A 14585-nucleotide genomic window follows, 5' to 3' on the forward strand; every position below is an offset into this window, starting at 1 on the left:
GAGTGGAGGGATTGATCCGGGCGTGGGAGCGTAGCGACCGTCTGGCGCAGCCAGACACAGCGGAAGTAGGTGCAGCGAAGCAAACCGTAGCCGCTGCGCCCGGATCAGTCCCGGAGCGAAGGAACCCGAGCTTGCGAGGGCCGAACGCAGGAGCAAGCGTTTTTTTGCTTACTTTTTTTAGGCGTTTGTAAAAAAAGTGAGTCGCCGTCAGGCGAAACCGCCAGCCGCAGCACCCGAAACAACGGATATGTACACAGCAACAAAAAAACCAATAGAGATATTCAGCCAGCCGCCAGAACCCGGTCACTGCTGACCACCGTCGCATACTCCCCGTGCAAATTCCCCAGCGACATCCCGTGCACCTCCTCAGCCGTCCGCGGTGTGCCGAAATAATCCACCTTGTCGAACGTAAAACACCCGTCTTCCACCACCCAAGCATCGAACCCAAGATTACCGGCGGTACGCGCCGTTGATTCCACCGAGTTGTGGGTAGCCACGCCGACAATCACCAGTTGCCCAATCCCCGCCTCACGCAATCGTGCCTCCAGTCCAGTGGCAGAAAACGCATCCGGCACCTGCTTCTGAACCAGCCACTCGCCCTGCTGCGGCACGAATCGTGGCTGAAACTCCACGCCCTCCTGCTCCGGCCAGAACACCGAATCAGGCGAGCGCGACAGATGCTGGACATGAATCACCGGGCGCGCGGTCCGGCGCCACAGCGCCAACAGATCAAGAATCTGTTCTTCCGCCTGCGGGTTATTTCGGCGCCCCAGCCGCGGATGCAGAATGCCTTTCTGTTGATCAATGATGATCAGTGCAGCGTTGCCCTTGAGCTCCATGGCGATTTTTCTCACGAGGTTTGATCGGTTTTCCTCAGTTCACCATCACCGCTTCGCGTCAGGCAACTGCAAACGCGTCGACTGACCGCCTTACCACTGAAGAAATAACCGCTCACCCCGCTTGCGCGGCCCTCGCCTGCTCACTAACGTAGCGCCTTTATTGCGCCCCCAGCCTTTGTCCCCCAGGAGCTTCGCCCATGGCCTCGCCAGCCCTCACACATTTTCTTCCCCGGTTCGGCGTTGCCGCAGCAGTGGCCGGTGTCCTGGGCCTGTCCGGTTGCCAGACCTGGAACGCCCAGGACAGCCTGCCACCGACCTCCGGCGTGCAGCCGCTCAAGGGCCTGGCGCAGAATGTTTCGGTACGCCGCAATGCCATGGGCATGCCGTTGATCGAAAGCAACACCTTCCACGATGCGCTGTTCAGCCTCGGCTACGTCCACGCCAGCGACCGCATCAACCAGATGGTCACGCTGCGTCTGTTGGCGCAGGGCCGTCTGGCGGAAATGGCCGGGGCCTCGATGCTCGATGCCGACCGCTACATGCGCGCGGTCAACCTGAAGAAAAGCGCTGGCGAGTTGTACAAGGCTTCATCGCCGCGTCTCAAACGCTTCTTCGAAGTCTATGCGCGGGGCGTCAACGCCTACCTGTTCCGCTACGCCGACAAGCTGCCGGGCGATCTCGCCGCCAGCGGCTACAAGCCTGAATACTGGAAGCCGGAAGATTCGGCGCTGATCTTCGCCCTGCTGAATTTCAGCCAGTCGGCCAACCTGCCGGAAGAAATCCAGTCGCTGGTGCTCGCGCAAACCGTCACCAGCGACAAACTTGCCTGGTTGACGCCGTCTGCTCCGGATGAAAACCTGCCGCTGGCCGAGGCCGACAAGCTGCAAGGCCTCAAGCTCAACGGGCAGATTCCCGGGCTGAGCGCATTGAGCAACGCCAGCCAGCAACTGTCGACGCTGAACCTGCTCGGTGCGACGTCGGCGAACAACTGGGCGATCGCCCCGCAACGCAGTCGCAGCGGCAAGAGCCTGCTGGCCAGCGACGCCCACGGGCCGCTGATGGCGCCATCGTTGTGGAGCTTCGTGCAGATTCGCGCGCCGAAATATCAGGCGGCCGGGGTGACCATCGCCGGTTTGCCGATGGTGCTGGGCGGTTTCAACGGCAAAGTGGCGTGGAGCATGACCAGCGTGCTCGGCGACAATCAGGACCTGTTCCTGGAGAAAATCCGCCGCCAGGGCAGCAGCCTGACCTACGAGGTCAACGGCAAATGGCAGCCACTGGGCGTGCGCAACGAAACCTATTTCGTCAAAGGCCAGCGACCGATTCGTGAAGCGGTGTACGAAACCCGTCACGGCGCGCTCCTCAACAGCGCTCAAGCGGCAGCGCAAGGCAGCGGTTTCGGCCTGGCCTTGCAGACCCCGAGCTTCACCGACGACAAATCCCTGGACGCGTTTTTTGACCTGACCCGTGCGCAAACCGTCGAACGTGCTTCCGACGCCAGCCGCGAAATCCGTGCTATCACCACCAATCTGGTGTTCGCCGATGCGAGCAACATTGGCTGGCAGGTCACCGGACGCTTCCCCAACCGCCGTGAAGGCGAAGGCCTGCTGCCCTCGCCGGGTTGGGAGGGTCGTTATGATTGGGACGGTTACGCCGACCCGATGCTGCACCCCTACGATCAGGACCCGGCGCAAGGCTGGCTCGGCACCGCCAACCAGCGCGTGATCCCCGACGGTTACGGCATGCAGTTGTCGAAATCATGGGCGGCGCCGGAGCGCGGCGAGCGCCTGGCGGAACTGGCTGGCGGCAGCAAACACGACAGCCGCAGCGTGATCGCCATGCAGTACGATCAGACCACAACCTTTGCCGCCAAACTGAAGAAAGTCTTTGAAGCGCCGGGCATGAAACAACCGCTGAAGCAGGCGATCGATGCCCTGCCGGAAGCCGAGCGCAGCAAGGCCCGCGAAGCCTTTACGCGGCTGATGGCGTTCGACGGCAAGCTCAGCCCGACCTCGGCGGATGCGGCGCTGTATGAACTGTTTCTGCAGGAAAGCATGAAGCAGATCTTCCTCGACGAACTCGGCCCGCAATCGAGCCCGGCGTGGAAAGCGTTTGTCGCCAACGGGGATACGTCGTACGCAGCGCAGGCCGACCATTTGCTCGGTCGCGAGGACAGCCCGTTCTGGGATGACGTGCGCACGCCGCAGAAAGAAGACAAGGCGCAGATTCTTGCACGCAGCCTCGCCGCTGCGATCAGTGCGGGCGACAGTCAATTGGGCGGCGATCACCGCGCCTGGCAGTGGGGCAAGTTGCACAGCTACCAATGGAGCAATGCCAACGGCCAGACCGTGCGCGGGCCGCTGGCGGCGGGTGGTGATCACACGACGCTGAACACCGCTGCGTTTGCCTGGGGTCAGGATTTCGCGACCACGCGGGCACCGTCGATGCGTTTCATCGTCGACTTCGGCCAGGCGGAACCGCTGATGGGGCAGAACGGTACCGGGCAGTCGGGTAATCCGCTCAGCCCGAATTACCTCAACGGCATCGATGCGTGGCTGAAGGGGCAGTACATCGGGTTGCCGATGCAGCCGCAGAATTTTGACCGGGTGTATGGCAAGACACGCCTGACTCTGACGCCCGGGAAATAGGGCACGGATCAAGAGCCCCTCATCGGAACGCCGCCCGCCTAGCCCTCTCCCGGAGGGAGAGGGGACTGATTGGGGGATGCGTGGCTAATTCGCCGACCTGATCGAGCGAGGCTGAATCCGGCATGGATTTCATTTTGCCGAAACCGGCACTGATCGTTCCCACGCTCCGCGTGGGAATGCCTCAACGGACGCTCCGCGTTCGGCTCTGGAGGGGACGCGGAGCGTCCCGGGCTGCGTTCCCACGCAGAGCGTGGGAACGATCAGAGTGGCTCGGCTTCCAGGCGAGGTCAGCCCCATATTCAGCTCGGTCCATCAGGTCGATGCACCTCGTCAGACACTTCGCTCGGCCCCCTCTCCCTCCGGGAGAGGGCTGGGGTGAGGGTAGCGCGGCAAAACCGATCGAACTTCCAGCCTCACGCCCGCCTCATACGTAACAAGCCCCCCATTCCGGTCACGACATGGATCTTGTTATCGCCCGACCCGAAGGTCTCTATTGCCCCGCCGGGGATTTCTATATCGATCCGTGGCGCCCGGTCGAACGTTCGGTCATCACCCATGCCCACGGCGATCATGCACGAACCGGCAACCAGCATTACCTGTCCAGCAGCGCCAGCGAAGGAATTTTGCGCGCGCGCCTCGGTCAGGACATCAACCTGCAGACCCTGCCCTACGGCCAGCGCCTGACGCATCACGGTGTCACCTTGAGTTTTCACCCGGCCGGCCATGTGCTCGGTTCGGCGCAGGTGCGTCTGGAATATGGGGGCGAAGTCTGGGTCGCGTCGGGCGATTACAAGGTCGAACCGGACGGCACCTGCGCGCCGTTCGAACCGGTGCGCTGCCACACGTTCATCACCGAATCGACCTTCGGTCTGCCGATCTACCGCTGGCAGCCGCAAGCGCAGATTTTCGCCGAGATCAATCAATGGTGGGCCGCCAACATCGCCACCGGCAAAGCCAGCGTGTTGCTCTGTTATTCATTCGGCAAGGCTCAGCGAATTCTCCATGGCATCGACGCCAGCCTCGGGCCGATCCTCAGCCACGGCGCAGTCGAGCCGTTGAACCGGGTCTATCGCGAGGCCGGCGTGTATCTGCCACCGACGCTTTACGCCGGAGATATAAAGAAAAGCGACCCGATCATGCGCCAGGCGCTGGTCATCGCCCCGCCCTCGGCCGGCGGCAGTACATGGATGCGTCGTTTCGGCGAATTCAGCGACGGTTTCGCCAGCGGCTGGATGCGTTTGCGCGGCACTCGGCGGCGGCGTGGCGTCGATCGCGGTTTCGTGCTTTCCGACCACGCCGACTGGCCAGGCCTGCTGTGGGCCATCGAACAGACCGGCGCGGAACGGGTGATGGTCACTCACGGTTCGATCGGCGTGCTGGTGCGCCACCTGCGTGAAAAAGGTCTGGATGCGCAAGGCTTCAACACCGAGTACGGCGATGACGAAGAAGAAAACGCCGCCAGCGAGCCCGCCCTGGCCGAGGTGCCGACATGAAAGCGTTTGCCGAGCTGTACGCCGAACTCGACGCGACCACCTCGAGCAACGCCAAACTGGCAGCGATGCAGGCCTACTTCGCCCAGGCCGAGCCACAGGATGCGGCGTGGGCGGTGTACTTTCTTTCCGGTGGTCGGCCCCGGCAACTGGTGCCGGTGAAGATCCTGCGTGAACTGGCGGTCGAGGTTTCCGGGCTGGAACCGTGGCTGTTCGAGGAAAGTTATCAGGCGGTCGGCGATCTGGCGGAAACCATTTCGCTGGTGTTGCCTGAAAACCCGCACAGCTCCGAAGCCGGCCTTGCTGAGTGGATCGAAGACAAGCTGCTGCCACTGCGCGGCGAAACCCCGGAGTCTCTGGCGCGGCAACTGCCGGCACTGTGGGTGCAACTTGATCGGGCGAGCCTGATGCTGTGCATCAAACTGATCACCGGCAGCTTCCGCGTCGGGGTGTCGAAACTGCTGGTCACCCGCGCTCTGGCATCGATGGCCGGGCTCGACAGTAAACGTGTCGCGCAGCGACTGGTCGGCTACACCGACCTGTCCAACCGGCCGAGTGCCGCCAGCTATCTGAAACTGATCGCCCCTGAGTCGGCTGACGAACATGCCCAACGCGGCGGTCAGCCCTACCCGTTCTTCCTCGCCCATGCCTTGTCGCAACCGGTTGATCAGTTCGAGGCATTGCTCGGCCCGGTCAGCGACTGGCAGGTGGAATGGAAGTGGGATGGCATTCGTGCGCAGGTGGTCAAGCGTGACGGCCGTTTGTGGGTGTGGTCGCGGGGTGAGGAACTGGTTACCGAACGGTTTCCCGAATTTGATGTGCTGGTGCATGGTTTGCCCGACGGCACGGTCATCGACGGCGAGATTGTGGTTTGGAAAAGCACCCATCCGAGCACCGAAGACGCCTTCAATCCGCAGTCCACGGCGCCGCCGGCGGTTCAACCCTTCGCTCTGCTGCAACAACGCATCGGCCGCAAGACCCTCGACAAGAAAATTCTCGAAGACGTGCCGGTGGTGGTGCTGGCCTACGACCTGCTGGAATGGCAGGGCGAAGACTGGCGTAACCAGACCCAGGCCAGACGCCGCGAACAACTGGAAGCCGTGATCGCGCGCTGCAACAGTCCGGTGCTGTTGCCGTCGCCAGTGCTCACCGGCAGCGACTGGGCCGATCTTGCCCAACAACGCGAGGCCTCGCGGCGCCTCGGGGTCGAGGGCATGATGCTCAAGGCACGCGACGCGTTGTATGGCGTCGGGCGCACCAAGGACATGGGCGTGTGGTGGAAGTGGAAGGTCGATCCGTTCAGTGTCGATGCGGTGTTGATCTATGCGCAGCGCGGTCATGGTCGTCGCGCCAGCCTGTACAGCGATTACACCTTCGCCGTGTGGGACGGCCCGCCGGAGTCGAGCCAACGCTCGCTGGTGCCGTTTGCCAAGGCCTATTCGGGGCTGACCGATGAAGAAATGCGCCAGGTCGACAGCATCGTGCGCAAGACCACGGTAGAGAAGTTCGGCCCGGTCAGCAGCGTCAAACCGAGCCTGGTGTTCGAACTGGGTTTCGAAGGCATCGCCCTGTCACGGCGGCACAAGAGCGGAATCGCCGTGCGCTTCCCGCGCATGCTGCGTTGGCGCAAGGATAAAAGCGTCGAAGAGGCCGATAGCCTGGCTACCTTGCAGGATCTGCTGGCCTGATCCTCGCCCCGCACCGGTGATCGCAGTAATCGCGGTGATCGCGGTGATCGCGGTGATCGTACCCCCGCTCTGCGTGGGAATGCCTCAACGGACGCTCCGCGTTCGGCTTTGGAAGGGACGCAGAGCGTCCCGGGCTGCGTCCCTACGCAGAGCGTGGGGAACGATCAAGGTGAGCAGTCGAGCGCCGAGCAGTGCAAAGCCCCAAAACTGTGCAAGAATCCAGACCCAGCCAAGCGCTCGCACCAATCGCGTGCTCGCCCTCGTGTCTCATTCTTTTAAAACACCTGTTCGGCACTCTGGTTCGGAAATTGCTACTTTCTATAGGTCGTAAGCGTTGCAGTAACAATAATTCTGCGCCACAAGCGCTCATATTGGTTCTTAGGGATTGAATAATGAAAAAAGCATTGCTGACCCTTTCTGCACTGGCGTTGTGCATGGCCGCCGGCTCCGCGCTGGCCAAGGAATACAAAGAGCTGCGCTTTGGCGTTGACCCTTCGTACGCACCGTTCGAGTCGAAAGCGGCCGATGGCAGCCTGGTGGGTTTCGATATCGACCTGGGTAACGCGATCTGCGCCGAACTGAAGGTCAAGTGCAAGTGGGTCGAAAGCGATTTCGACGGCATGATTCCGGGCCTCAAGGCCAACAAGTTTGACGGTGTGATCTCGTCGATGACCGTGACCCCGGCGCGCGAGAAGGTCATCGACTTCTCCAGCGAACTGTTTTCCGGCCCAACCGCTTATGTGTTCAAGAAAGGCTCGGGGCTGAGCGCTGACGTTGCGTCGCTCAAGGGCAAAACCGTCGGTTATGAGCAAGGCACCATTCAGGAAGCCTACGCCAAAGCCGTGCTGGACAAGGCTGGCGTAAAAACCCAGGCCTATCAGAACCAGGATCAGGTTTACTCCGACCTGACTTCCGGTCGTCTCGATGCGGCCATTCAGGACATGCTGCAAGCCGAACTGGGTTTCTTGAAGTCGCCAAAAGGCGAAGGCTATGAAGTCAGCCAGCCGGTCGACAGTGAATTGCTGCCAGCCAAAACAGCTATCGGTATCAAGAAAGGTAACACTGAGCTGAAAGCGCTTTTGGATAAAGGTATCAAAGCGTTACACGACGACGGCAAATACGCCGAGATTCAAAAGAAACACTTTGGCGATCTGAATCTGTACAGCGGCAAATAATGCCCCGGCGCCCATCCTCGATGGGCGCCTTTTCCATCCGTTCAGGTTGCTGATTTATGTTTGAAACCCTTCTGCAAAATCTGGGGCTGGCCTCCTTCAGTCTGCAGGGCTTCGGCCCGTTGCTGCTGGCAGGCACCTGGATGACCATCAAATTATCGGCAATGTCGCTGCTGGTGGCCGTGTTGCTCGGCCTGCTCGGCGCCAGTGCCAAACTGTCGAAAGTCAAACTGCTGCGCCTGCCTGCCCAGCTCTACACCACGCTGATCCGCGGCGTACCGGACCTGGTGCTGATGCTGCTGATCTTCTACAGCCTGCAAACCTGGCTGACGTCGCTGACCGACTACATGGAATGGGAATACATCGAGATCGACCCGTTCAGCGCCGGCGTACTGACCCTGGGCTTCATTTATGGCGCGTACTTCACCGAGACCTTCCGTGGCGCGATTCTCGCGGTGCCGCGCGGTCAGGTCGAAGCGGCCACCGCGTACGGTCTGAAACGCGGCCAGCGCTTTCGCTTCGTGGTGTTTCCGCAAATGATGCGTTTCGCCCTGCCGGGCATCGGCAATAACTGGATGGTGATGCTCAAGGCCACCGCGCTGGTGTCGATCATCGGCCTGGCCGACCTGGTCAAAGCCGCGCAGGACGCCGGTAAAAGCACCTATCAACTGTTCTACTTTCTGGTTCTCGCTGCCTTGATTTACTTGCTGATCACCAGTGCCTCCAACTTCATTCTGCGCTGGCTCGAACGTCGCTACGCGGCCGGTGCCCGGGAGGCCGTGCGATGATCGAACTCCTCCAGGAATACTGGCGCGCCTTCCTTTATACCGACGGCCAGAACATCACCGGGCTGGCGATGACGATGTGGCTGCTGACCGCCTCGATCTGCATCGGCTTCATCGTCTCGATTCCGCTGTCGATCGCCCGCGTCTCGCCGCACTTCTACATTCGCTGGCCGGTGCAGTTCTACACCTATCTGTTCCGGGGCACGCCGCTGTATATCCAGCTGCTGATCTGCTACACCGGGATCTACAGCCTGGCGGCCGTGCGTGAGCAGCCGTTGCTCGACAGTTTCTTTCGCGATGCGATGAACTGCACGATCCTCGCCTTTGCCTTGAACACCTGCGCCTACACCACGGAGATCTTCGCCGGGGCGATTCGCAGCATGAACCACGGCGAAGTCGAAGCGGCCAAGGCTTACGGCCTGACCGGCTGGAAGTTGTATGCGTATGTGATCATGCCCTCGGCGCTGCGCCGGTCGTTGCCGTATTACAGCAACGAAGTGATCCTGATGCTGCACTCGACCACTGTGGCCTTCACCGCGACCATTCCCGATATCCTCAAAGTCGCGCGGGACGCCAACTCGGCGACCTTCCTGACGTTTCAATCGTTCGGCATCGCCGCCCTGATCTACCTGACCATTACCTTTGCGCTGGTCGGCCTGTTCCGCCTTGCCGAACGCCGATGGCTGGCCTTCCTCGGCCCGACTCACTAGGACAACCCTGCAAATGCGCCACCTGATTCATGACTTGCTGGCCCCGCTGCCGGGGACCGCACGACAGATTCACAGCTTCCACTTCGGCCCGGAGCAGGCCAAGGGCAAGGTGTATATCCAGTCCTCGCTGCATGCCGACGAATTGCCCGGCATGCTGGTGGCCTGGCATCTCAAGCAACGGCTGGCCGAGCTGGAAGCCGCCGGCCGCCTGCGCAGCGAGATCGTGCTGGTGCCGGTGGCCAATCCGGTCGGCCTCGAGCAAGTGCTGATGGACGTGCCGCTGGGTCGCTACGAACTGGAGAGCGGGCAGAACTTCAACCGCTGGTTCGTCGACCTCAGCGAAGAAATCGGCAACGCCATCGAAGGCCAGCTCAGCGACGACCCGCAACACAACCTCGAACTGATCCGCGCCAGCCTGCGCGCCGCCCTCGCTCGCCAGACCGCCAGCACGCAATTGCAATCCCAGCGCCTGACCTTGCAACGGCTGGCCTGCGACGCCGACATGGTGCTCGACTTGCACTGCGACTTTGAATCGGTGGTGCACCTTTACACCACGCCGGAAGCCTGGCCGCAGGTCGAGCCGCTGGCGCGCTACATCGGTGCCCAGGCGAGCCTGCTTGCCACTGACTCTGGCGGTCAGTCGTTCGACGAGTGCTTCACCCTGCTCTGGTGGCAACTGAAGGAACGCTTCGGCGAACACTTCGAGATTCCGCTGGGCAGTTTCTCGGTCACCGTCGAGTTGCGCGGTCAGGGTGACGTCACTCATCCGCTGGCCAGCCGCGACTGCCAGGCGCTGATCGACTATCTGATCCAGTTCGATGCGATCGTCGGCGAAACCAAGCCGCAGCCGTCCTTGCCCTACCCTGCCACGCCGTTGGCCGGCGTCGAACCGGTGACCACCCCGGTCGGTGGCCTGCTGGTGTACACCGCCACCGCCGGGCAGTACCTGGAGGCCGGTCAGCAGATCGCCGAAATCATCGACCCGATCCACGATCGCGTCACCCCCATTCATTGCACCGCCGCCGGCCTGCTGTACGCACGCTCGCTGCGGCGCATGGCCACTGCCGGCATGGTCATTGCCCACGTTGCGGGCGCTGAAGCCTATCGCAGCGGCTACCTACTTTCGCCTTGAGGATGTTCCTCCCATGTACAAACTGACCGTTGAAGGCCTGCATAAAAGCTATGGCGACCATCAGGTGCTCAAAGGCGTTTCGCTCAAGGCCAAAACTGGCGACGTGATCAGCCTGATCGGCGCCAGCGGCTCGGGCAAAAGCACGTTTTTGCGCTGCATCAACTTTCTCGAGCAACCCAACGACGGCGCCATGAGCCTCGATGGCCAGTCGATCCGCATGGTCACCGATCGCCACGGCATGCACGTCGCCGACGCCAATGAACTGCAACGCCTGCGCACGCGGCTGGCCATGGTGTTCCAGCATTTCAATCTGTGGAGCCACATGACCGTGCTGGAAAACATCACCATGGCTCCGCGCCGGGTGCTGGGTTGCAGCAAACAGGAGGCCGACGACCGCGCCCGGCGCTATCTGGACAAGGTCGGCCTGCCGGCGCGCGTCGCCGAGCAATACCCGGCGTTTCTCTCCGGCGGCCAGCAACAGCGCGTGGCGATTGCCCGGGCGCTGGCGATGGAACCGGAAGTCATGCTGTTCGACGAACCCACCTCGGCGCTGGACCCGGAACTGGTCGGCGAAGTGCTCAAGGTGATTCAGGGCCTGGCCGAGGAAGGCCGGACGATGATCATGGTCACCCACGAAATGAGTTTCGCGCGCAAGGTGTCGAATCAGGTGCTGTTTCTGCACCAGGGTTTGGTCGAAGAAGAAGGTGCGCCGGAGGATGTGTTGGGCAACCCGAAGAGCGAACGGCTGAAGCAGTTCCTCAGCGGCAACCTGAAATAACGCCGTACACAACCCCCCTGTAGGAGTGAGCCTGCTCGCGATAGCGTCATACCAGTCGATGCTTTTGTGACTGACAAACCGCTATCGCGAGCAGGCTCACTCCTACAGGGAACCGCGCCTGCCTTAAAAATCAAACTTGTCCCCCCGCTTCGCTGTCTCTGAAAAAACCCCTCCAGAGCGCACGCAGCCGGCATGGCGAAATCCCCCGACCTTGCAAAAACCTGGTTCAGCGCCCGCGGCTGGAAGCCATTCGCGTTTCAAAAGCAGGTGTGGGCCGCGGTGAAGAAAGGCGAGTCCGGGCTGCTGCATGCCAGCACCGGTGCTGGTAAAACCTATGCCGTGTGGTTCGCTGCGCTCAACCGCTACGCCCGTGAGCGACCTGCCGTCGAAACACCGCGCAAAAGCAAGCCACCCGCCGAACCGCTGACGGTGCTGTGGATCACCCCCATGCGAGCGCTGGCCGCGGACACGGCGCGCGCCTTGCAGGCACCGGTTGATGACCTGAACCTCCCCTGGAGCATCGGTCTGCGCACCGGCGACACCAGCAGCAGCGAGCGCGCCCGGCAGGGCCGGCGCCTGCCGACTGCGCTGATCACCACGCCAGAGAGCCTGACCCTGCTGCTCGCCCGTGCCGATGCGCGCACGGCGCTGTCGACCTTGCGCATGATCGTCGTCGATGAATGGCACGAGTTGCTCGGCAACAAGCGCGGCGTGCAATTGCAACTGGCCCTCGCCCGCCTGCGTCATTGGCAGCCGGAGCTGATCGTCTGGGGCGTCTCTGCCACGCTCGGTAATCAATCCCACGCTGAACAGGTGCTGATCCCACAGGGCGGGGGCGTGAGTGTGCAAGGACAAAGCGAAAAAGCCCTGCAAGTTGACACCCTGCTCCCACCGGCTATAGAGCGTTTTCCGTGGGCCGGGCACATCGGCCTGAAGATGCTGCCGCAAGTGGTCGCCGAACTGGATACCTGCGCCAGCAGCCTGGTGTTCACCAACACCCGCGCGCAATCGGAAATCTGGTATCAGGCGCTGCTTGAAGCCCGGCCGGATTGGGCCGGATTGATCGCCTTGCATCACAGCTCGCTGTCACGCGATACCCGTGACTGGGTCGAACAGGCATTGAAGGACGGACAGTTGAAAGCCGTGGTGTGCACCTCCAGTTTGGATTTGGGCGTGGATTTTCTGCCGGTCGAGCGCGTGCTGCAGATCGGTTCGGCCAAAGGCGTTGCGCGTCTGATGCAACGGGCCGGGCGTTCCGGCCACGCACCGGGGCGCACCTCGCGGGTGACGCTGGTGCCGACTCACAGCCTGGAACTGATCGAAGCGGTGGCCGCACGCGATGCGGTCGAGCAGCGGCGCATCGAGCCGCGCCTGTCGCCGCACAAACCATTGGATGTGCTGGTGCAGCATCTGGTCAGCATGGCCCTTGGCGGTGGGTTTATTCCTGAAGATTTGTACGAAGAGGTCCGTGGCGCCTGGGCTTACCGCGACCTGACGCTGGGTGACTGGGCCTGGGCGCTGGCATTCGTACGCCATGGCGGGATGTCTCTTACAGCCTATCCGGATTATCGCCGGGTCGAGCCCGACGAACATGGCGTCTGGCGGGTACCGGATGCGCGTCTGGCGCGGCGCCACCGAATGAGCATCGGCACCATCGTCAGCGATGCGAGCATCAGCCTGAAATTCTGGAGCAAGGGCGGCGGTGGCAAGCAACTGGGCAGCGTCGAAGAAGGGTTTATCGCCCGGCTTAAACCGGGAGACGGTTTTTTGTTCGCCGGGCGCTTGCTGGAATTGGTGCGCGTGGAAAACATGACCGCCTACGTCAAACGCAGCACCGCGAAAAAAGCCGCGGTGCCGCGCTGGAATGGCGGGCGCATGCCGCTTTCCAACGAGCTGGCCGAAGCCGTGGTCAGGCGCTTCACCGCAGCCGCCCAAGGTGAGTTCACCGGGCCGGAAATGCACGCGCTGCGGCCATTGCTGGACACGCAGATGCGCTGGTCCGGCCTGCCCGCCGAGGAAAACCTGCTGGCCGAGGTACTGAAATCCCGCGAAGGCTGGCACCTGTTTCTTTACCCGTTCGCCGGGCGCCAGGTGCATCTGGGGCTGGCGAGTCTGTTGGCCTGGCGGGTCAGCCAGCGCCAGCCGGTGACATTCTCGATAGCGGTGAATGATTACGGACTGGAACTGCTCAGTGCCACGCCCGTCGATTGGGCTGAACACTTGAATGGCGCGCTGTTTAATGCCGATCAACTGTTAGCCGACGTGCTGGCCAGCCTCAACGCGGGCGAACTGGCGCTACGGCGCTTTCGCGAGATCGCACGGATCGCCGGACTGGTTTTCGCCGGTTATCCCGGGGCGCCGAAAAGCACCCGCCAGGTGCAGGCGTCGAGCGGTTTGTTCTTTCAAGTGTTCAAACAATACGACGCCGACAACCTGCTGCTGGCCCAGGCCGGGGAGGAAGTGTTGCGTGAAGAACTGGATATCGCTCGACTGGAGCAGACCTTGCACCGGATCAACCGAATGAAACTTGATGTGCATTTGATCAAACGCCCGACACCGCTGGGCTTTCCATTATTGGTCGAGCGAATGCGTGAAAGCATGAGTTCGGAAAAACTGGCTGACAGGATCAGAAGAATGGTCGGTGATCTGGAAAAAACCGCTGACAACGGGAGATCGTCATGAGCGCGGCGTATCCGGTGCGCCTGGCCGGCGAAGAGTTATGGTTGCTGCCGGAGAAAGCCCTGTACTGGCCTGCGCAGGAGGCACTGCTGATCGCCGACGTGCATTTCGGCAAAGCGGCGGCCTATCGCAGTCTCGGCCAGCCGGTGCCGCATGGCACCACTGCGAGCAATATTGCGGTAATCGACGCGTTGCTGGCGAGGCTGCCGTGCCGCCAGTTGATCTTCCTCGGCGATTTTCTTCACGGACCTGGCTCACATGCGCCAAATACGCTGAACGCGTTGGCTGAGTGGCGAGCACGGCACGCTGATCTGCCGATGACGCTGATTCGTGGCAATCACGACAAACGCGCGGGCGACCCACCGGCCTCGCTGAATATTCGCGTGGTGCCAGAACCGATGCTGCTGGGCCCGTTCGCCTTGCAACATGAACCCGACCCGCATCCCGAACGGCACGTACTCGCCGGCCATGTGCATCCGGTCTATCGACTGCACGGCAAGGGGCGGCAGAGCCTGCGTCTGGCCTGTTTCCGGCTGGGCGAGCGCATCAGCCTGATGCCGGCATTCGGGGCGTTCACCGGAGGCTTTCAGGTCGAGCGCGACGAAACCTGCAGAGTCTTCGTGATCGGCGATAACGAAATATGGCCCGTCAGTTAGTAACTGAC

The 14585-nt window shown here is 61.9% G+C and carries 11 protein-coding genes; 10 read left to right on the forward strand and 1 reads right to left on the reverse strand.

The annotated features are described in order from the left end of the window. Nucleotides 1-281: 281 nt before the first annotated feature. Nucleotides 282-839 (reverse strand): cysteine hydrolase family protein, encoded by a 558-nt coding sequence (locus BLU24_RS22415; protein ID WP_093104051.1) that lies wholly within the window; start codon nt 837-839, stop codon nt 282-284. Nucleotides 840-1036: 197 nt separating this feature from the next. Here BLU24_RS22415 and BLU24_RS22420 point away from each other — a divergent pair, with 197 nt between their 5' ends. The 10 genes from BLU24_RS22420 (at nt 1037) to pdeM (ending at nt 14577) form a co-directional block, all read left to right on the forward strand. Further along, nucleotides 1037-3487 carry a penicillin acylase family protein gene (locus BLU24_RS22420; RefSeq protein ID WP_093104054.1) on the forward strand — a complete coding sequence of 817 codons (2451 nt, stop codon included), beginning with the start codon at nt 1037-1039 and terminating at the stop codon, nt 3485-3487. A gap of 458 nt (nt 3488-3945) precedes the next feature. Beyond that, a complete protein-coding gene (locus BLU24_RS22425; protein ID WP_093104057.1) occupies nt 3946-4980 on the forward strand; it encodes a ligase-associated DNA damage response exonuclease in 1035 nt (344 codons plus the stop codon). Then, entirely contained in the window at nt 4977-6665 is a 1689-nt protein-coding gene (locus tag BLU24_RS22430; RefSeq protein ID WP_093104060.1) for an ATP-dependent DNA ligase, read from the forward strand. The genes BLU24_RS22425 and BLU24_RS22430 overlap by 4 nt, the downstream gene beginning before the upstream one ends. A 392-nt stretch (nt 6666-7057) precedes the next feature. Beyond that, complete coding sequence (locus BLU24_RS22435; protein ID WP_090282095.1) at nt 7058-7840, forward strand: transporter substrate-binding domain-containing protein; 783 nt, start codon at nt 7058-7060, stop codon at nt 7838-7840. Between the two features lie 56 nt (nt 7841-7896). After that, nucleotides 7897-8625 carry an ABC transporter permease gene (locus BLU24_RS22440; protein ID WP_090282094.1) on the forward strand — a complete coding sequence of 243 codons (729 nt, stop codon included), beginning with the start codon at nt 7897-7899 and terminating at the stop codon, nt 8623-8625. Then, nucleotides 8622-9332, forward strand: a complete 711-nt coding sequence (locus tag BLU24_RS22445; RefSeq protein WP_090282093.1) for an ABC transporter permease — start codon at nt 8622-8624, stop codon at nt 9330-9332. The genes BLU24_RS22440 and BLU24_RS22445 overlap by 4 nt, the downstream gene beginning before the upstream one ends. A 13-nt stretch (nt 9333-9345) precedes the next feature. Next, nucleotides 9346-10464 carry a succinylglutamate desuccinylase/aspartoacylase family protein gene (locus tag BLU24_RS22450; RefSeq protein ID WP_090282092.1) on the forward strand — a complete coding sequence of 373 codons (1119 nt, stop codon included), beginning with the start codon at nt 9346-9348 and terminating at the stop codon, nt 10462-10464. 13 nt (nt 10465-10477) lie between these two features. Continuing rightward, nucleotides 10478-11242 (forward strand): ABC transporter ATP-binding protein, encoded by a 765-nt coding sequence (locus BLU24_RS22455; RefSeq protein WP_090282091.1) that lies wholly within the window; start codon nt 10478-10480, stop codon nt 11240-11242. Between the two features lie 192 nt (nt 11243-11434). Beyond that, nucleotides 11435-13924, forward strand: coding sequence for a ligase-associated DNA damage response DEXH box helicase (locus tag BLU24_RS22460; protein WP_093104063.1), 2490 nt, complete (start codon nt 11435-11437; stop codon nt 13922-13924). Beyond that, nucleotides 13921-14577 carry a ligase-associated DNA damage response endonuclease PdeM gene (pdeM, locus tag BLU24_RS22465; RefSeq protein WP_090282089.1) on the forward strand — a complete coding sequence of 219 codons (657 nt, stop codon included), beginning with the start codon at nt 13921-13923 and terminating at the stop codon, nt 14575-14577. The genes BLU24_RS22460 and pdeM overlap by 4 nt, the downstream gene beginning before the upstream one ends. Nucleotides 14578-14585 lie beyond the last annotated feature (8 nt).

The organism is Pseudomonas sp. Z003-0.4C(8344-21) (genome assembly GCF_900104975.1).
Classification (GTDB): domain Bacteria; phylum Pseudomonadota; class Gammaproteobacteria; order Pseudomonadales; family Pseudomonadaceae; genus Aquipseudomonas; species Aquipseudomonas granadensis.